The organism is Mycoplasma sp. 527 (genome assembly GCF_053851595.1).
The window spans coordinates 1-20889 of sequence record NZ_JBSQAY010000007.1; the positions used below are offsets into that span (position 1 = coordinate 1).

Consider the following 20889-nt stretch of genomic DNA (forward strand, 5'->3'; position numbering starts at 1 on the left):
TTTTAAAAAATTAAAATTGACGTTATGGTATTCGTATCCAGTTTTCAAAGAACTATCTTAATATTTGTTAGCAAAAAAGCTACAATTACTATTATACGCTTTTTATTTTTTTTAATAATATTTTTTTATTTTTTTTAAAAAATCTTAGATATTACTAAATTAGTTTAATTAAAAACTAATCAAGCAAAAATAGAAAGCTTATATATTATATATAAAATTTTTTTATTTTTGAAATTATTAATAAAAAAATATAATCTAATATAGATAATATCTTTTACTAAAAAAGTCAATTATAACTTATTAAATATAAAACACCAAGTCAACAACTTGGTGTTTCTAAAATTATTTAATTTTATCATTAATAACATTTTTAAGAACTTTTTCTTCCTTATAAAATCCACAATATCTACATGCTTGGTGAGGAATAATTGATTGTTTGCAATGCTTGCATTCTACTAACGTAATAGGACTTAATGCATGATGACTTCTTCTTAAATTTTTTCTTTGCTTTGAGGTTTTTCTTTTTGGAACTATAGCCATAATTTATCTCCTATTTTTATACTAATTTAATAATTGCCATTTTAGCATTATCGCCAGCACGGTTATTAATTTTAATTATTCTTGTATATCCGCCATTTCTTTGGGCGTATTTTGATGCTAGAACATCAAATAAATATTGTAACGAATCTTTGTTTTCAACTTTTGAAGGAATAAGTCTTAAAAATTTAGCTGCTTGTCTTCTGGTTGAAAGGGTATTTTTCTTTCCGAGTGTAATCATCTTTTCTGCATTTGATCTAATTCTTTTAGCTCTTTCAAGAGTGGTTTTAACTTGACCGTTTACCAATAAATCGGTAACTAACGATCTTTCTACATGGTTTCATCATTCAGTATTTCTACGAAATAGTTGTTTTGGGTTAGCCATTATTCTTCTCCCTCATCTGATTTTTTAAGTTGTTCTAGTGAATCTATCGTGGTGTCGCTTTCGAAATCAGCATCATTGCCAATTCTATTTTTTCAATCATTTCTTTTATCAATAATATCTTGAATTGATTTTTTACCTAGGTTTTTAATATTTGCCAATTCTTCATCAGTTAAATTTAATACTTCTTCAATAGTGGTGAATTTTGCTCTTTTTAAAGCATTTTCTGATCTTACTGATAAGCCAAGTTTACTGATTGATACAGATGACTTAATTTCCTTATCTTTTTTATCTTTATTTTCTTCGAATAATTCTATCGATTCCAAAGCATCAATATTACCAATGATTTGAAAATGAGCAACAATAATCTTAGCAGCCTGTTCCATCGCATCTTTTGCTGCAATCGTGCAATCGGTTTCTAGCTTAATTTTTAATCTTTCTTCAACTAATTTAGATGAACTATTTAATTCCTCAAAAGAGATTGCACATTTTTTAACAGGACTAAAATCACTATCCATTGCTAAAAATTGACCATTTTTAATATTTGATTCTAATCTTGAACCATATTGACTAATTACATTCTTATTTTCTTCAAAATCAACAAAACCGCGACCTTTTCTTAAAAATAATTCAAATTCTAATGAGCCACCTTTGGCTATATTAGCAATATATTGATCTTTATTTACTATTTCTAGGCCACTAACCTCAGGAATATCATAAGCATAGATTTCGCCTTCCTTATTGGCCTTAAATGATATTTTTGCTAAGTTATCTTTTTCAAACATTTCTTCATTGTAAACAAAACGGATGCTTCTTATATTTCTAACTAATGTTATCGCATCTTCTTGTAAACCACTAATTGTTTGAAATTCATGTTCGACATTATTGATTTTAATCGCAAATGGAGCAACTGATGTAATAGAAGAAAGTAAGGTTCTTCTTAAAGTAGTCCCCATTGTATTTGCATAACCACGCGATAATGGTTCGATTACAAATGTTGTATTAAAATCATTTACTTTTTCAGCGACTAATTCTTTATAAGTAATTTTTTGAATTTTTTCCATAATATCCCCCTATGTTATCCTTGTAAATCTAAATTATTTTTCTCTTTTAAGAATTTTCTTTGGAGGACGAGTACCATTGTGAGGAGTAGGAGTAACATCCTTAACATCCTTAATTGTAAAACCACTTGTTTCAATTTGCTTGCGAGCTGTTGATTTTCCAGGACCAACACCCTTAACCATAATCGACACTTCCTTTAAACCAAATTCTTTGGCTTTTTCAACAGCAGCAGCTGCGGCTAGGCCAGCAGCATATGGAGTTTTCTTCTTCGTACCTTTATATCCAATTGCCCCCGAAGAAGATCATGCAAAAACATTTCCCTTTAAATCTGAAAAAGAAACAATTGTATTTTGGTATGTTGAGTGAATATGCGCAATACCTTGCGTAACAACTTTTTTGTTTTTCTTAGCCATTATTATTTACCTTTCTTTCCAGCAATCGTTTTTCTTGGGCCTTTTCTTGTTCTTGCATTTTTCTTAGTTGATTGGCCTCTTACTGGCAATCCTTTTCTATGTCTAATACCACGATATGATTTAATTTCCATTAATCTTTTAATATTTAGATTAATTTCTCTCTTTAAATCACCTTCAGTAGTATATTGTTTAGCTTCATCTCTAATGCGTGTTAATTCTTCTTCACTTAATTCTTTAACTCTTTTTTCTCCGTCAACATTTGCGGCAGCTAAGATTTGCTTAGCAATTGTTGGACCTATACCAAAAATATATGTTAGAGAAATACGAACTTTTTTATTATTTGGAATTTCTATATTTAAAACTCTAGCCATTTTTTTTATCCTTGTCTTTGTTTATGTTTTGGGTTAATGCAAATTACTCTATTAACGCCGTGTCTTTTAATTATTTTACAGTCTTTGCAAATGCTTTTAATCGATGCTCTAACTTTCATAATTCTCCTTAGTTTTATTTATGGCGAAAAACTATTCTGCCTAACGTTCAATCAAAAGGACTGATTTCAACATCAACCATATCACCGGGAATAAGTTTAATGTTATGTAGAGACATTTTTCCTGAAATATAAGCCTTAATTTCAAGATTATTTTCTAACAAAACATCATAATTTTTTGTTGAATGCATCTTGGTAACTTTACCAGTCATTTTAATAACTTCTTCTTTTTTATCTTTCTTGTTTTTTCCCATTAAATGTTGTCTCCTGATAATATATATGCTTCACCATTATCAATTAATACTGTTTGCTCGTAGTGCGAAGTATTAAAACCTAATGGATCAATAACAGTTCAATTATCTTCTTTAATTAATGTTTTTTTTGACTTTTGTAAAATCATTGGTTCAATACAGATAACCATACCGTTTTTAATAAAATCACCTGTATTTGGAATACCGTCATTATTTATAAGCGGATCTTCATGCAAACTTTTACCTATACCATGGCCGCAAAATTCATCAGGTGTATAATAGCCTTTTTGACGAATATAATTTCCGATTGCAGCAGATATATCACCAAAGCGTTTACCTACTTTAATTGCATTAAATCCTGCATAAAAAGCGTCTTTTGCAACTTGAATTAATTCCTTATCTTTTTGTGTAATATTGCCAACACCTTTTGTAAAGGCAGAATCAGAATAATATCCTTCCCATACTACCCCGGTATCAATTTTTACAATATCTCCATCCTTAACAACATAATCAGAAGGGATACCATGAATTAATTCTTCATTAACTGAAATACAACAAGTTGCAGGAAAACCATACATATCTAAAAAAGCTGGTTTTCCTCCTCTTTTCTTAATTTCTTTAAAAGCGACGCTATCAATTTCTTTTAAAGAAACGCCTGGTCTTATAAAGTCTCAAAGAATTTTTTTGACTTCTGCCAAGATTGCGCAGGCCTTTTTAATTTTTTGAATTTCGATTTGATTCTTAATTTTTATCATTTCAAGGCCTCTTTAACGTCATCAAACACTTTTTTTAATGATTGATAGCTATTTACTTCTGAAACTATATTCTTTTTTTTATAAAAATCTATTAAACATTTTGTTTGATCGTTATATATCGCAAGACGTTTTAATACTACTTCTTCTTCATCATCAGCTCTTTTGACAACTTCTGTTTTACAATGTTTACAGAATTTATCATTAGCTGGTGGGAATGATTCTAGGTGATAAATTGTTTTACATGAAGGACAAATTCTACGCTTCGATAAACGTTCAATAATTTGTTCATCGGTAATATTTAATAAAATAACTTGGTCAATATAAATCCCTTTTTTTTCAAGTGTATCTAAAAACTCAGCTTGATCAATCGTTCTTGGAAAACCATCAAGAATAAAAGGTATTTTCTCATTAACTAAGCTAGTTAGTTTATTTTCAACTAGCTGATTAGTTATATTATCATCAACATATTTTCCTGATTCTAATATGTTTTTAATTTTTAGCCCTAATTCTGTTTTATTTTTAATTTCTTGGCGAAACATATCACCAGTTGAAAGTTGAAAATACCCAAAATTTTCAACTAATAGCTTAGAAAGAGAACCCTTGCCAGCACCTGGTGCACCTATAAAAATCAAATTAGGCTTCTTAATTTGACATCTTTCTATCATATTAAATCTTCGTCTTCTCCATATACTTCTTTTAATTCTTTAATCATTCGTCTTCTTCGCGCAAGTTCCTGTGATTTATATCTTGCTTGAATTTGTTGAACGGTTTCTGTTGCTGTTGAAACTAGAATCATTATTGATGTTCCACCAAACGCTATTGGTGCAGGCATTCCAAACATTTGTTGAATAAATTGCAATGCCCCCAATATTATTAAATACCCAGCAGAAAAGAATGATAATCTTAACACAGTATTTAATAAATAATTTTCAGTTTGTTCACCCGGTCTAATTCCAGGAATAAACGTACTGCTTTTTGCAAAATCCTCACTAATCTTATCAATTTTAGATTGTTGTATTCCCATTAAAATAGTTAATCCAAATGTTATGATAACAAATAAGAAGAATCCTAATGGTTGTGTTAGTTGAAGATTTGAATAAACTCATTGATAATATCTACTTGTATTAGGATCAAATAACCCTGCAATCAATGTAGGAACAGAAAGAACCATCATTGAAAAAATTACTGACATAATTCCTGCTGGGTTTGCTTTGATAGGTAGATAACTTAATTCTTTTTCCGTTTTAGATAATCCTGCCCCAACCTGTTGAATTGGAATTTTTCTTTCAGCAAGAGTAAATAATATTACAACAAAAATTACTAATAAATACGCCAGTAAATAAACAATAAAGTTTAGTGTTTCCTTTAAAACAACCGAATTATTATTTTTTACTGATGGCATATAGTATTCAAAAGCATGTCTGAAGGTTGGAACTAGTGAGCTAGCAATTCCGACAAAGATAATTAAGCTCGTTCCATTCCCAACACCTTTATTTGTTATTTGTTCTGATAAAAATAAAGAAAAGAATGATCCGGCTACTAACAATAAAGGAAGAATCACTCATTGATAAGCAAATGTTCCTTTTTCGCCAAGAGACTTAACTAAACTATCAGAAAATCTTATACCAAAATTATCAGTCTGTGGATTTACTAATGCTCTTGTAATCAATATTGCTTGAAATATTGCAAAGAACAATGTAACAGTATAAGTTATAAAATTAATTTTTATTCTACCCAATGGACCTGATTGACTTAAACGATGAACCGCCGGGAATGCTTTTGTTTGCAAAATCATCATTACTAGCGATGAAGAAATAAAAGGTCCAATCCCCAAGGCGACTATGGAGAATCTACGTAATCCACCGCCACCTACCAAGTTTAAGATACCAAAGAAATCACCTTGATTCAATCTGTCTTGATGTGCTAATTCAACACCTGGTAAAGTAATAGTACCAGCTATTAAGAAAAGTGAAATAACAAAAAGAGTAAATAAGATCTTCTTAAAAAGACCATGATTTTTTCATCATTCTGATCACGAGTTTCTTTTTTTAGCAAAAAATTTATCAATCGCTAATTTGCGCTCGAGTCTTTTGTTATATATTTCCTTTTCTACTTTAGATCTTTTAGCCATTATTGAACCTCGATTTTTCCTCCAGCTTTTTCAATAGCTTCTTTAGCTGATTGTGAAAGAGACGGAATTGAAACAGTCAACTTTTTAGTTAGTGTTCCTCTTCCTAAAATTTTAACCGGCAATACTCCCTTGATAAGGTTTTTTGCTATCAATGTTTCATAAGAAACAACTTCATTATTTGCATATTTTTCTTCTAGCGAAGAAATATTAACAATTTGGAATTCAACATGATTTACATTATTAAAACCACGTTTAGGAATTCTTCTGAATAGTGGTAATTGTCCACCTTCAAAACCTAGTCTAACTGTACTTCTTTTTGTTTGTCCACTTTGCCCTCTACCAGCTTGTTTCCCTTTACCGGCAGCATGACCACGTCCGACACGATGTTTTTCTTTACGAGCGCCAGGTGTTGCTTTTAATGTATGTAATTTCATAAATAACACTCCTTAATATTATATTATTTAGCTAATAAATGCTTTACATCAATGTCACGTAGTTTAGCAATTTCTTCAACTGTTTTAATCTTCTTAAGTGCATTAACTGTGGCATGAACAATATTGTGTTTTGTTCTTGAACCATATGTTTTTGTAGAAATATCGGTATAACCAGCTAATTCCACAACGGCACGCACTGTATTAGAAGCAATAATACCAGCACCTTTAGGAGCAGGACGTAGTTGTACTTTTGAAGCTAGGAATTTTTCTTTTATTTCGTGTGGAATGGTTCCGTTAACTATAGGAACGTTGAATACATTTTTTTGTGCATCTTTAACTGCTTTTTTAATAGCATCTTGAACTTCATTTGCTTTTCCGTGTCCAAATCCAACTTTACCTTTTTTATCGCCGACAACAACATATGCTGAAAATGAAAATCTTCTTCCACCTTTAACAACGGTTGTAACTCTGGCAATATCAATAACTTTTTCTTCAAAAATCTTAGCTGCAGGAGTTGCACTAAATTGTTTCTTGGGAGCAAAAGCTTTTCGTTCAGTAGTTGCTTTATTATTTTCTTTTATTTCTGGTTTTTTAATAGGTGAAACTACCTTAGTTTCCTTAGCTACTTCAGTATTTTCTTTCTTTAATTCTTCAGCCATTAGAACTTAATCCCTTCTTCTCTTAATGTGTCTGCAAATGCTGCTAATTTACCATGATAAATATAGCCTGAACGATCAAAAACGATTTCAGAAACATTTACTTCTTTTAGTTTTAGAGCAAATTGCTTTGCTACCATTTTTACTGCCTCAATATTATTCCCTTTTTCAGATAATTGTCTAGTTGAAAATGAAGCTAATGTTGTATGTGTTTCATCATTGACTGCTTGCGCATAAAAGTTATGTAATGATTTAAATACAACAACACGTGGTCTTTGTGAAGTACCTTTTGCTAATTTATTAGTAATTTTTAAATGTTTAACTTTACGTCTTTCATTTCTTGATAACATAATTTTTTACCTATTTTTTAACTACTTAGCAGCAGTTTTTCCTTCCTTACGTCTAATAACTTCATCTTTGTACATAATTCCCTTACCTGAATATGGGCTTGGACGTCTAATATCTCTTATATTTGCAGCAAATTCTCCAACAGCTTGTTTATCAATACCAGAAATTATAATATTAGTTGGTTTTGGTACCTCAATTTTTAGATTTGATGGAATTGCCTTAACTACACTGTGCGAATATCCGGCAATTATTTCGATTTCATTTCCCTTAAGTGTTGCTTTGTAACCAACACCCTTAATTTCGATTTCTTTTTTATAACCTTTTGAAACTCCGATTAACATATTACTAATAATAGCGTTTGTTGTACCATGCAATTGCTTTGTAGTTTTTTCTTCATTAGCTCTTAAAGTTTTAATTTCATTATTTTCAATAATAACAGAAATTAATGGTGAAAATGTATATTCTAATTGGCCTAAATTACCTTTAATAACAATATGGTTTTTTGATAAATTTATTTCAACACCTTGAGGAATAGATAAAACTCTTTTTCCAATTCTTGACATAGTTTAAATCCTTAAATCTAAGTAAGTTCTATCAAATAAAGGCAATAACTTCGCCACCTAAGTTGGCTTTTCTTGCTTCTTTATCAGTTAATAGACCTTTTGATGTTGAGATAATTGCTGTACCATATCCACTTAAAACACGAGGTAATTTGTCAGCTGATGAATATACTTTTAAACCTGGTTTAGAAACTCTTTTAATATCTGTAATTGCAGATAGATTTTGATTCATTCCTTTGTATTTTAAAGTAATTTTAATTTCTTTAAAACCTTTTGGTGAGGTAATGATTTCATATGAAGTAATATAACCTTCTCTTGTAAAAATTTCTAAGATTTTTTCTTTTTTAGTCGAGTGAGGAACTAGAACTTCATGATACTTTCTTGAAATAGAATTTTTAATTCTAACAAACATATCTGCTATTGGGTCTGTAATAATAGCCATAATTATCAACTCGCTTTCTTTACGCCAGGAATCTTTCCTTCGTGTGCTAATTCTCTAAAACAAATTCTACAAATTTTATATTTACGTAACACTGCATGAACACGACCACAAATTTGACAACGTGTGTATTTTCTAACTGAAAATTTTGGTTCACGTTCAGCTTTAATCATTAACGCTTTTCTTGCCATACAAATTCTCCTTAATTAGTACCTTTTGCAAATGGAATTCCAAGTTTCTTTAATAATGCAAATGCTTCTTTATCTGAATTTGCACTGGTTACAAGAATAATATCCATACCTTTTAACTTACGAATTTTATCAAATGAAATTTCTGGGAAAATAATTTCTTCTTTAATACCAATCGCGTAGTTACCACGACCATCAAAACTTTTTAAGCTTGTACCATTAAAGTCACGTACACGAGGTAAAGCAATATTAATTAATTTAGTTAAAAATGATCACATTCTTTCACGTCTTAATGTTACTTTTCCACCCATTGGCATACCTTCACGCAATTTTCAAGATGCCAATGATTTTTTTGCCACTGTTTGATATGGTTTTTGTCCAGTTATTTGGCTTAATTCAACCATAACCTCTTCAATAGCTTTTGAGTTTGATACTTCATTTCCGGCTGTCATATTAATAACAATTTTTTGTAAACGCGGAGCTTGCATAATTGATGAGTAACCAAATTCTTTAACTAATTCAGGGCGAACTTGCTCTAAATATTTTTTTTCTAATTCTAATTTAGCCATTTTCTATTTCTCCTTATTTACTTATATAACCTTATTAACTTTTTTCATAACTCTTTGTTTTTTACCGGTCTTAGCATCAACTTTAAATCCTATTTTTGTTCCAATTGACTTTTGGCCTTGCGCACCTTTTTTTGCTAGGTATGCTACATTGGAAATATGAATAGGAAATTCTCTCTTTTCAATTTTTCCTTCAGTATTTTCTTGTGAAGGTTTATGGTGTTTGGTTTTCATGTTAATTTCTTTTAGAACAACGGTTTGTTTCTTGACATTTGTTGATAAAACTGATGCAAATCTACCTTTTTCTTTTCCTGAAATAACTAAAACAATATCATTTTTTCTAATTTTAGCTTGAGACATTATAAAACCTCCGGAGCTAATGAAATTATTTTTAAATATCCTTTTTCACGAAGTTCTCTCGCTACAGGACCAAATACCCGAGTACCTCTCATAGTACCATCTTCTTTAATTAAAACAACAGCATTATCATCAAATCTAATGTATGAACCATTTTCTCTTGCGATGCCTCTTTTTGTTCTAACAATAACTGCTTTTAAAACTTGACCTTCTTTAACCACACCATTAGGGATTGCCTTTTTAACAGTAACAACAACAATGTCACCAATATTTGTGCTTCTTACAACCGAACCACCAAGGTTCTTAATAATCATTACTTCTTTGGCGCCAGAATTATCGGCTACATTACATCTCGAAAATTCACTAAGCATTTTCGTTTCCTCCGATAGCGTGTGATTTAATCTCAACTAATCTAAAGTGTTTAGTTTTTGAAAGTGGTCTTGTTTCTTGTATTTCAACAACATCACCAATTTTTGCTTCATTTTTTTCATCATGGACAGCAAATTTCTTAGATACTTTGAAACGCTTTGAGTATAATGGGTGTTTTGCATATGTTTCAACCATAACAGTAATAGTTTTTTCATTCTTAGTACTAATTACAGTTCCAACAAGCTTCTTACGATGATTTTCTCTAACTTGTTCCATTATTTATCTCCTTCTTCCTTTTTGGCATTTATAGCAGTCAAGGTTCTAGCAATATCTTTTTTAACTAAATTAATCTTGTGGGTTTGGTCTAATTGACGAGTCGCATTTTTGAAGTGTAGAGAAAATAATTCTGCTCTTAATTCTGCTAATAAAGTTTTTAGTTCTTCAACTGTTTTTTTCTTTAATTCAGTATATGACATAATTATTTTTCTCCTTCCGATTGACATGTAGCATCTCTAGAAACAATTTTTCAGGTAACAGGCAACTTGTGACCGCCTAATCTTAAAGCGTCTTTCATAGTATCAGTTTGGTTTCCCATAACTTCAAACATCACTGTTCCTTCTTTAACAACTGCAAATCATTGATCAGGACTACCTTTACCAGATCCCATACGAACCCCAATAGGTTTAGATGTTTTTGACATATGTGGAAATATCTTGATAATAACCTTACCTTCACGACCCATACGACGAGTAATAGCGATACGAGCTGCTTCAATTTGTCTTGCACTGATTCATGCTGATGAGGTTGATTTTAAACCAAACTCACCAAATGAAACTGTGTTATTACGATGTGCTTTAGTTTTATCATGGCGGATACGAAACATTTTTCTATGTTTAGTTCTCTTTGGTTGAAGCATGTTTTTCACCGCCCTTTCTAATAACTCTCGGTCTTCTTTCAGTTTTATTTGATTCCAAAGCACTAACTTGTGCTTTTCCGTTTTCTAAAATTTCACCTAATGAAACTCAAACCTTAATGCCCAAGATACCATATGTTGTTTTAGCCTTAGCAACAGCATAATCTACATCTTGTCTTAAAGTATGCAATTTCATTTCACCTTCGGTATATCCTTCCGTTCTAGCCATATCAACACCATTTAAACGGCCAGATACAGAGGTTTTAATACCTTTAGCTCCTGCTTTCATAGCACTTTTGATAGCAAATTTTTGTGCTAATCTGAAGCTTCCCCGATTTTCTAATTTAACAGCAATGCCTTCTGCTAATAGCCTTGCATTTAAGTCGGGATTTTTTAGTTCTATTACATCAATAGTAATATTAATTTTTTTATTTCTTAGTTCTTTTTTAAGAGCTAATGTTATAGCTTTAATATTATCACCATTTGTTCCTAATAAGGCAGCTGGTTTAGCTGTATATACATAAACAATAATATTACTGTTTTGGTTTCTCTTAATTTGAACATTGCCAATTAAATATTCACGAACCTTTTTATCAAAGAAATCATAAATTTTTTGATCTTCTAATAAGAACTTAGCAAAATCTTGCTTGTCTGAATATCAAACAGTATTATGCGGTTTTGTTATACCAAAACGAAAACCATTTGGATTAACTTTTTGACCCATATTATTTTGCCTCCTTATTTAGTTCGTCTGTATTTAATTCCATTAATTCAACATAAAAGTGACTAGTTCTTTTTAAAATTGGGTATGCTCTGCCACGTGAGTGAGGTTGAAATCTTTTTAATGTAGGACCTTCATTTACTAAAATCTTTGAAACTACTAATTTAGTAGCATCTAAACCAAAATTATTTGTCGCATTAGCAATCGCTGAATTTAAAAGTTTAAGAATAATTTCTGAAGCCTTTTTGTATGTTGTTTGCAAAATGATTAATGCTTGTGTAGCTGATTTATAGCGAATTAAATCTGCTACTAATCTAGCTTTTCTCGCACTAATTCTTTGCATTTTAACTGATGCCTTAACTATTTGTGCCATATTATTTCTTTCCTTTAGCCTTATCAGCACCGTGACCATTAAATGTTCTTGTTGGTGCGAATTCACCTAATTTGTGGCCGACCATATCATTTGTTACAAAGACATCAAGAAATGCATGACCATTGTGAACTTGAAATGTTAAACCAATAAATTCAGGATAAATTGTTGAACGTCTTGATCAGGTTTTGATTGGACGCTTTGGTGCTTTATTTTCAATAATAGCAACCACTTTTTTCATTAAGTGATCATCAACAAAGGGTGCTTTCTTTAATGAACGAGACATTATTTACTTTCCTTTCTTCTTCTAATAATAAATTGGTTAGATGATTTTTTAGTTGCTCTAGTTTTAACACCCAGAGCTTTTTTACCTCATGGAGTCATTGGTGATTTTCTACCAATAGGTTGTTTACCTTCACCACCACCATGTGGGTGATCATTAGGGTTCATGGCTGAACCTCTAACTGTAGGTCTAATTCCTCTCAATCTATTTCTACCAGCTTTACCGATATTAACTAATGAGTGTTCTTCATTTCCAACTTCACCGATTGTAGCGCGGCATACACCTAGAACTTTTCTCACTTCGCCAGATTTTAGTCTTAAGATAACGTATTTTCCTGATTCATCCTTACCTAAAATTTGCGCTGAACTACCAGCAGAACGAGCAATAATTCCACCTTGTTTAGGTTGTAATTCGATATTGTGAACAAATGTACCTTCTGGAATATTTCCAAGTGGTAAGTTATTTCCTATTTGTATATCTACATGTTCTCCTGAAATAACTTTTTGTCCAACCTTAATATTTTTTGGACTGATAATATATCTCTTTTCTCCATCACGATAAACAATTAAAGAAATATTGGCTGATCTGTTTGGATCATATTCGATTGTTTTAACAATAGCCTCAATTCCATCCTTGTTATATCTTTTGAAGTCAATAATACGATAAAATCTTTTTAATCTGCCACCGTGGTGACGAGTTGTAATTTTACCTTGATTATTTCTTCCGGAATGTGTTGGAAGTGCCACAAGCAATGATTTTTCTGGTTTATGTCCAGTTAAATTTGCTTGATAGTCAAGAGAAGACATATTACGACGACCATTTGTATAAGCTTTAAATTTTTTAATAGCCATTGTCTTCTTTTCTCCATTTCTTAAAAATATTTGTTTGTATAATATTTATCTTTTAAGAATCTAAATTATTATTTTTAAAAATTAATCTTATAGTTTTTGTTTTATCGAGATTAATTATTTTGATTCTGTTTCTTGCTTAATTTCTTCTGCTTTTTCTTCAGACTTTTGCGTTTTTGCTTCTGCAGCTCTTTTAATTTTTTCTGCTGCTTTTAGTTCGGCTTCTGATATTTGTTTAACTGTTTCGACATTTTCAGACTTCATTTCAGTTTCTTTTGCCTTCTTCGCTTCTTTAGCTTCTTCAGCAAATAAAACAATCTTTGAATCTTTGTCTAAAAACACAACAGCCTTCTTAACGGCATTTTTAAACCCTGCAAATCTACCTAATTTAGCTGGTTTTTTATCATAATTAATGATATTAACTTTTTCAACTTTAACATCAAAGATAAATTCAACAGCTTTTTTAACTTCAATTTTGTTTGTTCTTCTGTCAACAACAAATGTATAGACATTTTGATTAGATCTAGCAATTTCTGATTTTTCAGTTAAAACTGGATATTTAATAACATGATTAATATTCATTATTTTGCCATCCCTTCTAAGAACTTAACATCTTCCTTGCTAATCACTAAAACATCAGCAGCTACTAATGATTCGATTGACAATGATGTAACCTTGTTTACATTAACATTTGGTAAATTTTTAGCGGATTTATAAATGGTTTCATTTGAAGAAACTATTAGAATATTGTTTAATCCAATTAGATTATCCTTATTCAATTCAACTAATAAGGCTCTAGTTGAAATACTTTCTAGTTCGTATTCTCTAACTAAAACAGAATTTGCATTTGCTAGCATTGTTAATGCTGAGAATAAAGCATTTTTTCTAGCTTTTTTATTAATTTTAAGATTGTAATTTCTTTCGGTTGTTGGTCCAAATGCTCTACCGCCACCAACAAAGATTGGACTTCTTAATGACCCAGCACGAGCATTACCTGTATGTTTTTGTGGTCATGGTTTTTTGCCTGTTCCACTAACTTCACCACGTGATTTAACCTTATGAGTAGCCAGACGTTTTGAGCCTCTTTCTACCAAAATAGCGTCAAAAACTGATTGAGTATGTATCTTTTCTAATCCAAACACACTCTTTGGCAATTCAAAATCACTTTCTTCCATTTTTTTAGCTGGTGATGCTGGTTTATCAACTAAATTTTCTTTTTCAATAAACTCGATAGCATCCTTGCTTTCAACTTTAGCTTCAATAACTCTGTTAGCAATAATTCTAGCCTTTTCTACATCAACACTACCACTATATGCTCCATTACGGTGAAATCATACTCTAGTACTATTCTTAGATTTTTCGCTAACATTAATGAATTCATTAACAGCATCAATAAATTCAGCAAAATTTCCTGAAACTTTTTCTTTTGCTTTTTTGAAATTAAATGATATGTTTCGGTCTTTATCAAACTTTTCTGAGATATAGTATTTATCAACAATTGTAGACATAATTATTTATCCCCTTCTGTAGCTTCTTCAAGAGCTTTCTTCATTTCGTTTAATGACATATCCATATTTAATTCAAGATTATATTTCTTAGCTTGTTCAAAAATTTCATTCTTTGCTAATGTTTCTTTTAAATTAACTAATTTAATTTCAGCTTTCTTTTGAACTGATTTCTTAGCATTTTTAATAACTAACAAAGCGCCTTTTGCTCCAGGAACACTGCCTTTAATAATTAATAAGTTATTTTCTGCTTCAGTTTTTACAATTTCTAAATTTTGAATTGTAACTTGTTCAGCTCCAAGGTGACCAGGCATTGTCATACCTTTTCAAACTCTATTACCAGATATATCACCAATAGAACCGGTTTGTCTTATAGGTTGCGAACCACCACCACCACCATGTGATTTAGGACCAATATGTTGGTTTCATCTCTTAATGGTTCCGGCAAAACCTTTTCCTTTTGAAATAGCCGTAACATCAACCACATCTCCGCCTTCAAAAATTGAGGCATCTAATGTTTCACCTAAGTTAAATCCGGCCATATTACGGATTTCTTTTACGAATCGCTTAGGTGTTGTATTTGCTTGCTTGAAATAATTTACTTCAGGTTTCTTAATTTGAGATTTTTTCTTATCTTCTAAACTAAGTTGTGTTGCAATATAACCGTTTTTTTCTTCGGTTAAAATTTTGGTAACAACATTTGGTTTAACTTCAACAATAGTTACAGGTATTAACTTACCTTCGCTAGTGAATAGTTGAGTCATTCCAACTTTTCTTCCTAAGATTCCTTTCATTTTTATCCTTTCATTTTTTTAAAAAATCGGTGCCACATATACGTATATATTTTAAAAAAAATAATATCTGTATTATGCTACAGATTTAACGCTAATTTGAACACCAGCAGGCAATTCAAGTCTTTTTGCTTTATCAATTAGTGTTTCGCTAACATTTGACAAAACAATTAGACGTTTATGAGTTCTGCTTTCGAATTGTTCACGAGATTTTTTGTTAACATGAACAGATCTTAAAATGGTAACAATTTCTTTTCTTGTAGGTAGAGGAATTGGACCACTTACCATAGCCTTCTCAGCTTTCGCTAGAAGTATAACCTTTTTAGCAGCATCATCTACTAAACTAGCTTCAAAGGCTTTGATTTTAATTTCTAATTTTGCCATTGTTTGTTCTCCTTCTTCATTATATGAAGCACTCCGCATAAGTTCTCGATAACCAAGATGAACAACTAAGCTCGGTATATCGTAACCTTATGCTTCTTTGCATAGTTGCTAATTTATTATACCAAAAACATTTTTTTTGTAATTTTTTTAAACTTTTTTTATATAAAACACTAGAAACTGGGCAACAAGATAATGAATTTATTTTTTATTTTTTAACAAATAATTTTTTTTATAATATAATTTAACTTGCTAATGTAAATTGGAGGGGTAGCGAAGCGGCCAAACGCGGGTGGCTGTAACCCACTTCCTTACGGTTCGGGGGTTCGAATCCCTCCCCCTCCACCATTTTGCCCTTTAGCCAAGTGGAAAGGCAGCGGTTTTTGGTACCGCCATCCGTTAGTTCGAATCTAACAAGGGCAGCCATATCATTAGTTGATTATTTAATCAAACATGACTAGTAAACTCGAGTATTTTAACTTGAGTTTTTTTATTTAAACAAAACAAAAAGCTCAAACCTCTTTATATGGGTAAAAGCTTTTTTTGTAACAACATATTATAATTCTTATTATTTGTTTTTATTTAGATTCACTAAGATTAGATAATATTTGCTTTAATTTATTTATCTCGTCTATTAAATCTGAAATTTCTTTCTTTTTCTTGGCAAGTTCTTTATTTGTAGTGCTTAGAGTTTGGCCTACATTTTCTTTATTTTTCAACTCTTTTTGAATGATATTATTGATATCACTAATTTCCTCACTAATATCATTAGCTTGGCTTATTATTTCTTGAAGTTTATGCTTATTCTTCTTTAATTCTTCATTTTTATTTGAAAAAATTTGTTTATTAGATTCAAGATTTTTCTCAGATTTATTAAGTTGCTTTTCGAGACCTAATTTAGCAAATTCTGAAGCATGCTTTTGTTGTAGAACTAGATTTTTTTCATTTTCAATAGAACTAAATAATTTTGTTTTTTCAACTACGTTCTTATTTGCTAATTCAAGTCTTTGCAATACTTGTTTCTTATTTGTTTCTAATTCATTTAGTAATTTTTCAACTTCTTCAATTTCAACAATCTTAGTGTTTAAATTATTACTATCCTCTGCAACCTTTTGCTTTGCGTTTTTTAAGTTTTTGCTAGCATTATTTTTCTTTTCTTTAGCATCAATAAATAGTTTTTCTTGATTATTATAAGCTTCTTGTTTTCATTGTACTTCTTTATTTTTATTATTTAATTCTACCTTAGCATATTCAAACAATTCATAAGCCTTATCTTGCTCTTCTAATGAAACATCTAAATCCTGTTGTGCCTTTGCTTCTGCTTGTTGCACGCTTTTTTCTATTTTTTTAGACTCTTCTAAATCTTTTGTTTTTTGATCCTTAATTTCTTGTTTTGATATAAATTCCTTGTTAGCGCCTTCTAGTATTTTTTGAGTTTCTTCTTTATTTCTGAGATCATTTTGATTTTGATTTTCAACTTCTTGTTTTAGCTTTTTCTTTTGGTCTAATTCTTCTATTTTTAATGATTCATTTGCAAGTTTTTCTTCATATTCAGCCATTGCTTGATCATTGCTATTTTTTGCTTCATCTAGTTCTTGTTTGACTTTTTCTACTTCATTTGTTAAGCGATTTAGATCACTAGTTAACTCATTTATTTTTTGTGTTTGGGCTTCTAAATTGCTATTATTTATTTCTTTTTGTTTTTGTAATTGGCTAAGATTAGATTCGGCATTTTTAATTTCTTCTTCTTTATTAGTTTTTTCTTTTAATTTACTTTGTGTTTGCGATTGCAATTCATTTTCTTTGGCAAGTTTATTGTTCTTTTTTTCATTAGCATTATCTAAAGATTTTTGTGCTTCTTGCTCTGCGAGTTTTGCTGCTTCGAATTCTTGTTGCGCTATTTTTAGCTGTTCTTGCTTGGTTTGCAATTCAGTATTCTTGGTTTGAACATCTTTTTGAGTTTGTTCTAATTTTAGATCAGCTTCTTTTTTTTCTTGTTGCAATCTAGTTTCATTTTGCGTGGCAGTTTCTACTTCGCTAACCTTGGTTTCTAAGAGTTTTTGTTTTTTTAACAAATCAGATTGTGCTTGATTATACTTCATTTCAGCGATATTTTTTACTTCTTCAGTATGTGAAAAATCTTGATTTGCTTTTTGCAATAGTTTATCTTTATTTGCAACTTCTTGCTTGGCAGTTTCTAATTGCTTTTTAGCTTCCGCAAGTTTTTGCTCAGCCATTGCTTTTTCGGAGATAGCTTGATCTTTTTGCGACATTAAATTATTCTTAACTTCTTCCTTAGCCTTTAATTTCTTATTAGCTGCATCGATTGTTTTAAATGTTGCCGCATATTGTTTATTAAGTTCATCATATTTTTTATTTGCATCATCAAATTCGCTTTGTTTGGCAATTATTTTTTCGTCAAATTTAGAGTTGGCAAGCCTTTGATTTAATTGTTTATTTTCATGATTTATTCTATCAATGTCTTGTTGATTTTGCGCAAGTTCTTGTTTAGTTGTTTCAATTTCTTTTTGTTTTTTAGCCACCTCATCTTGCTTTTTATGAATTTCAACAAACAATTTTGAAACTCCTTTATATATTTCTACCCAATCTTCTGCGGTTGCTTCAGCCGTGGATTGACCAAGATTTCTTCATTCATCTAAATAAGGTTGGGCAAACTCAAAAATATCTGGATATTTTCCTTTTATATCATCATATTCTCTTCTAGCAAGATCATACAGTCAGATAAAATCACTATCGTCAAAGTTATAAATTTGAAAGAGTTTTACGATTTTTTCTAGCTCTTCATAACTATAATAATCACCGATGAGAGGGCTATAGTAGTTTTTGCTTTCTTCAACAATTTCTTCTTTTTTTTCGTCTATTACTTGCTTAATTAATGAAACTTCACCTTCTAAATTAGACAATTTATCCCTTTTTTCGTTTAATTTCTGGTTTTGTCTTTCTAAGTCTTCTTGATTTTTTTTAAGTTGCTGATCTATTTTCTCTTTTTCACTTCTTAATTGTCTTAATTCAGTATTATTTTTATCTTTTTCTTCTGTTGCTTTTTCTGTTTTTTCTCTAAGTTCATCACTTTTTCTTTGTTCCTCTAATAATGTTTGTTGCGCTTGTTGAAATGCTTCCTCGGCTTGCTGATAATCTCTTGCAGTATTTTGTTCCTTCTCACTCTTTTTGGCAAAATCTTCTTCAAGACTTGAGATTTTCTGTTCAATTTGAGATTGTTTTCCTTCTGCTTCTTGCTTTTCAACATTTGCCTTATTTTTAATTTCTTGTTTCGAAGCTAACTCGCTATTCTTATTATCTAATTCAGTTTTTGTTTCTTTTTCTTTATCTTTAGCTTTTTGTAATTCAGATTCAGCAACCGCTTTTTCGCTATTCTTTGTTTGCAAATCATTTTGCGCATTTTGCAATTTTTGATCAGCTTCTTTTTGGTTTTTTATTGCTTCTGTTTCTTTATTTCTAGCTTGTCCTAATTCCCTATTCGCATTGGGCAAAGCATTTTCTAATTCTTTTAGTTTTTGTTGCTTTGTTTCTAAAACTTTTTTTGCATCTTCAAGCCTTTGTGTTAATGATGCTATTTCATTTGATATATTTTGAATTTCTTGTTCAACTTTTTTAGTTTTATTACTTAATTCAGTATGTTGTTCTGATAATAATTTCAATTCATCTTTTTTTGATTCTAGTTCTCTTTGCAATTCGGCTTCTTTTAAAATAGAATCATCATAAGCATCAGATAATTTTTTCTTTTGTAATTCAGCATCTTGTTTTTCTTCAAGTTTTTGTTGCTTAGCTTCATTTTTAGCTTTTAAATCATTTTCTTTTTCTTCTAGTGTTTCTTTGGTTTTATTTAGTTTAGTTTGAGCATTATTTTTTTCTTTTTTGGCTTCTTCAACAGCTCTTAATGCTAGATCTACCTCGCGAGATTTTTGTACTAAATTATCACTACTTTGTTGTAATGCTTGTTGTACCTTTTTTAATTTATTTGAAGCCTCTTCTTTTATGGCACTTGCCTCATTTAATTCTATGGTTGCAATATCAAGAGCTTGTTGTTTTAAATTAACATCTTCACTTTTTAATTGTAATTGTTCTTTAGCTTGATCTAAGAGTTTTTCTTTTTCTATAACTTCGGCATTTAAAAAATCCATTTTTTTCTTAGCTTGGCTATAGCTAGCTTCTGCTGAATTTTGTTGTTTTTTTAAACCTTCTAACTCGTTCTTTAATGTTTGCAAGGCATTATTTTTTAGATCAAAATCTTGTTCTGCTTGTTTAAGTAATTCTGATGCCTGTTTTTCTTTTTGTTTAGCTACTTCAAGATCATGCGATATTTTATCTTTAGCTTGTTGCTTGTTGCTCAATTCCATACTTTTTTTATTAATATCACTTTCGATATTTGAAATTGATTTTTTGGCATATTCATTATCTGTTTTAGCATCAGCCAATATTTTTTTAGCTTTTTCTAATTCGCTAGTTTTTGATAACAATTTTTCTGATTTTTCAATAAAAATCTTATTTGCAAAATCAAAATTTGATTGATTTTTTTTATGTTCTTGTTTTGCTATTTCTAATTCCTTTTTAGCTTCATCATATGCTTTTATTAAACTCGCAAATTCCGCTTCTAGCTTTATTTGTTCATTTTTGATTTCTTCTAACTTAATCCTAGACTCACTATTTTTTGCTTCAAGATTCTCGATATTTTTCATTATTTCTGCAAACTTATTTTTAGAATTTTTTTGTTCTTTTTTAATATATAGCAATGCTTTTTTAGCTTCTTTTAACTGCTTTTGTTTTTGCGAAATAATTATGTTATATTTAGATATATCTTCCGTTTTTTGTGCAATTGATTTATTCTTGTTATAACGTGCATAGATAAATGCTGAAATACCTGTGACCACCAGCCCTGTTGACAATCCTAAACACAATGCTAATGTACCCTTACTTCTTCTCATTATTAAATACCGCCCTAAACATTTTTATTAATTGATTCTATTTATTAGTTTTTAGCATACTAATAATCTCAAATTATATATATATATATATATATATGAACGAATATCGTCTAAAACAGGGCGCTTTTTAGCTTTTTCTAGTGATTTTACTATCAAGAAGGCAGTTGTTTATTGAAAG

The 20889-nt window shown here is 30.2% G+C and carries 31 protein-coding genes and 2 tRNA genes; 2 read left to right on the forward strand and 31 right to left on the reverse strand.

The features are described from left to right. Window positions 1-342: 342 nt before the first annotated feature. From rpmF to rpsJ, 30 genes are all read right to left on the reverse strand, one after another. On the reverse strand, window positions 343-540 hold the full coding sequence (gene rpmF, locus ACWXVQ_RS02925; RefSeq protein WP_438340879.1) for a 50S ribosomal protein L32: 198 nt from the start codon (window positions 538-540) through the stop codon (window positions 343-345). A 16-nt stretch (window positions 541-556) separates the two neighbouring features. Further along, window positions 557-922 carry a 50S ribosomal protein L17 gene (rplQ, locus tag ACWXVQ_RS02930; RefSeq protein ID WP_438340880.1) on the reverse strand — a complete coding sequence of 122 codons (366 nt, stop codon included), beginning with the start codon at window positions 920-922 and terminating at the stop codon, window positions 557-559. After that, a complete protein-coding gene (locus ACWXVQ_RS02935; RefSeq protein WP_456013578.1) occupies window positions 922-1983 on the reverse strand; it encodes a DNA-directed RNA polymerase subunit alpha in 1062 nt (353 codons plus the stop codon). The genes rplQ and ACWXVQ_RS02935 overlap by 1 nt, the downstream gene beginning before the upstream one ends. 33 nt (window positions 1984-2016) lie before the next feature. Continuing rightward, window positions 2017-2394 carry a 30S ribosomal protein S11 gene (gene rpsK, locus ACWXVQ_RS02940; protein WP_438340882.1) on the reverse strand — a complete coding sequence of 126 codons (378 nt, stop codon included), beginning with the start codon at window positions 2392-2394 and terminating at the stop codon, window positions 2017-2019. A gap of 2 nt (window positions 2395-2396) precedes the next feature. Next, window positions 2397-2765, reverse strand: coding sequence for a 30S ribosomal protein S13 (gene rpsM, locus ACWXVQ_RS02945; protein WP_438340883.1), 369 nt, complete (start codon window positions 2763-2765; stop codon window positions 2397-2399). Between the two features lie 5 nt (window positions 2766-2770). Further along, on the reverse strand, window positions 2771-2884 hold the full coding sequence (rpmJ, locus tag ACWXVQ_RS02950; protein WP_438340884.1) for a 50S ribosomal protein L36: 114 nt from the start codon (window positions 2882-2884) through the stop codon (window positions 2771-2773). A gap of 14 nt (window positions 2885-2898) precedes the next feature. After that, window positions 2899-3135: a translation initiation factor IF-1 gene (infA, locus tag ACWXVQ_RS02955; RefSeq protein WP_438340885.1), complete on the reverse strand. Its 237-nt coding sequence runs from the start codon at window positions 3133-3135 to the stop codon at window positions 2899-2901. Continuing rightward, window positions 3135-3887, reverse strand: coding sequence for a type I methionyl aminopeptidase (gene map / locus ACWXVQ_RS02960; RefSeq protein ID WP_438340886.1), 753 nt, complete (start codon window positions 3885-3887; stop codon window positions 3135-3137). Before map ends, infA begins: the two co-directional genes overlap by 1 nt. After that, window positions 3881-4552 (reverse strand): adenylate kinase, encoded by a 672-nt coding sequence (locus ACWXVQ_RS02965; protein WP_438340887.1) that lies wholly within the window; start codon window positions 4550-4552, stop codon window positions 3881-3883. Before ACWXVQ_RS02965 ends, map begins: the two co-directional genes overlap by 7 nt. After that, window positions 4546-6018, reverse strand: a complete 1473-nt coding sequence (secY, locus tag ACWXVQ_RS02970) for a preprotein translocase subunit SecY (RefSeq protein ID WP_438340888.1) — start codon at window positions 6016-6018, stop codon at window positions 4546-4548. The genes ACWXVQ_RS02965 and secY overlap by 7 nt, the downstream gene beginning before the upstream one ends. Then, on the reverse strand, window positions 6018-6452 hold the full coding sequence (gene rplO / locus ACWXVQ_RS02975; RefSeq protein WP_438340889.1) for a 50S ribosomal protein L15: 435 nt from the start codon (window positions 6450-6452) through the stop codon (window positions 6018-6020). Before rplO ends, secY begins: the two co-directional genes overlap by 1 nt. Before the next feature lie 23 nt (window positions 6453-6475). Continuing rightward, window positions 6476-7111: a 30S ribosomal protein S5 gene (rpsE, locus tag ACWXVQ_RS02980; protein ID WP_444705164.1), complete on the reverse strand. Its 636-nt coding sequence runs from the start codon at window positions 7109-7111 to the stop codon at window positions 6476-6478. Then, window positions 7111-7458 (reverse strand): 50S ribosomal protein L18, encoded by a 348-nt coding sequence (rplR, locus tag ACWXVQ_RS02985; protein ID WP_438340891.1) that lies wholly within the window; start codon window positions 7456-7458, stop codon window positions 7111-7113. Before rplR ends, rpsE begins: the two co-directional genes overlap by 1 nt. A 21-nt stretch (window positions 7459-7479) precedes the next feature. Further along, window positions 7480-8019, reverse strand: a complete 540-nt coding sequence (gene rplF / locus ACWXVQ_RS02990; protein ID WP_438340892.1) for a 50S ribosomal protein L6 — start codon at window positions 8017-8019, stop codon at window positions 7480-7482. Window positions 8020-8047: 28 nt separating this feature from the next. Further along, a complete protein-coding gene (gene rpsH, locus ACWXVQ_RS02995; protein WP_438340893.1) occupies window positions 8048-8458 on the reverse strand; it encodes a 30S ribosomal protein S8 in 411 nt (136 codons plus the stop codon). Between the two features lie 2 nt (window positions 8459-8460). Beyond that, window positions 8461-8646 (reverse strand): type Z 30S ribosomal protein S14, encoded by a 186-nt coding sequence (locus ACWXVQ_RS03000; protein ID WP_004417000.1) that lies wholly within the window; start codon window positions 8644-8646, stop codon window positions 8461-8463. An 11-nt stretch (window positions 8647-8657) separates the two neighbouring features. Then, on the reverse strand, window positions 8658-9212 hold the full coding sequence (gene rplE, locus ACWXVQ_RS03005) for a 50S ribosomal protein L5 (RefSeq protein ID WP_438340894.1): 555 nt from the start codon (window positions 9210-9212) through the stop codon (window positions 8658-8660). Window positions 9213-9233: 21 nt separating this feature from the next. Further along, complete coding sequence (gene rplX / locus ACWXVQ_RS03010) at window positions 9234-9569, reverse strand: 50S ribosomal protein L24 (RefSeq protein WP_456013579.1); 336 nt, start codon at window positions 9567-9569, stop codon at window positions 9234-9236. After that, entirely contained in the window at window positions 9569-9937 is a 369-nt protein-coding gene (gene rplN / locus ACWXVQ_RS03015) for a 50S ribosomal protein L14 (protein ID WP_438340896.1), read from the reverse strand. Before rplN ends, rplX begins: the two co-directional genes overlap by 1 nt. Next, window positions 9930-10211, reverse strand: coding sequence for a 30S ribosomal protein S17 (gene rpsQ / locus ACWXVQ_RS03020; RefSeq protein WP_438340897.1), 282 nt, complete (start codon window positions 10209-10211; stop codon window positions 9930-9932). Before rpsQ ends, rplN begins: the two co-directional genes overlap by 8 nt. After that, window positions 10211-10438: a 50S ribosomal protein L29 gene (gene rpmC / locus ACWXVQ_RS03025; protein ID WP_444705166.1), complete on the reverse strand. Its 228-nt coding sequence runs from the start codon at window positions 10436-10438 to the stop codon at window positions 10211-10213. The genes rpsQ and rpmC overlap by 1 nt, the downstream gene beginning before the upstream one ends. Continuing rightward, window positions 10414-10851, reverse strand: a complete 438-nt coding sequence (gene rplP, locus ACWXVQ_RS03030; protein WP_444705167.1) for a 50S ribosomal protein L16 — start codon at window positions 10849-10851, stop codon at window positions 10414-10416. Before rplP ends, rpmC begins: the two co-directional genes overlap by 25 nt. Next, a complete protein-coding gene (gene rpsC / locus ACWXVQ_RS03035; RefSeq protein ID WP_438340900.1) occupies window positions 10829-11572 on the reverse strand; it encodes a 30S ribosomal protein S3 in 744 nt (247 codons plus the stop codon). The genes rplP and rpsC overlap by 23 nt, the downstream gene beginning before the upstream one ends. 1 nt (window position 11573) lies before the next feature. After that, a complete protein-coding gene (rplV, locus tag ACWXVQ_RS03040; protein WP_438340901.1) occupies window positions 11574-11942 on the reverse strand; it encodes a 50S ribosomal protein L22 in 369 nt (122 codons plus the stop codon). A gap of 1 nt (window position 11943) precedes the next feature. Next, entirely contained in the window at window positions 11944-12225 is a 282-nt protein-coding gene (gene rpsS / locus ACWXVQ_RS03045) for a 30S ribosomal protein S19 (RefSeq protein WP_438340902.1), read from the reverse strand. Continuing rightward, window positions 12225-13073, reverse strand: a complete 849-nt coding sequence (rplB, locus tag ACWXVQ_RS03050) for a 50S ribosomal protein L2 (RefSeq protein ID WP_438340903.1) — start codon at window positions 13071-13073, stop codon at window positions 12225-12227. Before rplB ends, rpsS begins: the two co-directional genes overlap by 1 nt. Window positions 13074-13187: 114 nt before the next feature. Further along, the gene (gene rplW / locus ACWXVQ_RS03055; RefSeq protein ID WP_438340904.1) at window positions 13188-13652 is read right to left on the reverse strand and encodes a 50S ribosomal protein L23; all 465 of its coding nucleotides are present in this window, start codon (window positions 13650-13652) and stop codon (window positions 13188-13190) included. Next, window positions 13652-14578: a 50S ribosomal protein L4 gene (gene rplD, locus ACWXVQ_RS03060; RefSeq protein ID WP_438340905.1), complete on the reverse strand. Its 927-nt coding sequence runs from the start codon at window positions 14576-14578 to the stop codon at window positions 13652-13654. Before rplD ends, rplW begins: the two co-directional genes overlap by 1 nt. A 2-nt stretch (window positions 14579-14580) precedes the next feature. Further along, the gene (rplC, locus tag ACWXVQ_RS03065) at window positions 14581-15369 is read right to left on the reverse strand and encodes a 50S ribosomal protein L3 (protein WP_455966486.1); all 789 of its coding nucleotides are present in this window, start codon (window positions 15367-15369) and stop codon (window positions 14581-14583) included. Between the two features lie 72 nt (window positions 15370-15441). Then, a complete protein-coding gene (rpsJ, locus tag ACWXVQ_RS03070; protein ID WP_438340907.1) occupies window positions 15442-15750 on the reverse strand; it encodes a 30S ribosomal protein S10 in 309 nt (102 codons plus the stop codon). Between the two features lie 261 nt (window positions 15751-16011). Between rpsJ and ACWXVQ_RS03075 the strand changes: the two genes are divergently transcribed. Together ACWXVQ_RS03075 and ACWXVQ_RS03080 are read left to right on the forward strand one after the other, a co-directional pair. Continuing rightward, window positions 16012-16095 (forward strand) — tRNA-Tyr (locus ACWXVQ_RS03075). 3 nt (window positions 16096-16098) lie between these two features. Continuing rightward, window positions 16099-16173, forward strand: a tRNA-Gln gene (locus ACWXVQ_RS03080). A 152-nt stretch (window positions 16174-16325) separates the two neighbouring features. On the opposite strand, the gene ACWXVQ_RS03085 is transcribed toward ACWXVQ_RS03080, so the two are convergent. Further along, window positions 16326-20711, reverse strand: a complete 4386-nt coding sequence (locus tag ACWXVQ_RS03085; protein ID WP_456013581.1) for a hypothetical protein — start codon at window positions 20709-20711, stop codon at window positions 16326-16328. Window positions 20712-20889: the final 178 nt, after the last annotated feature.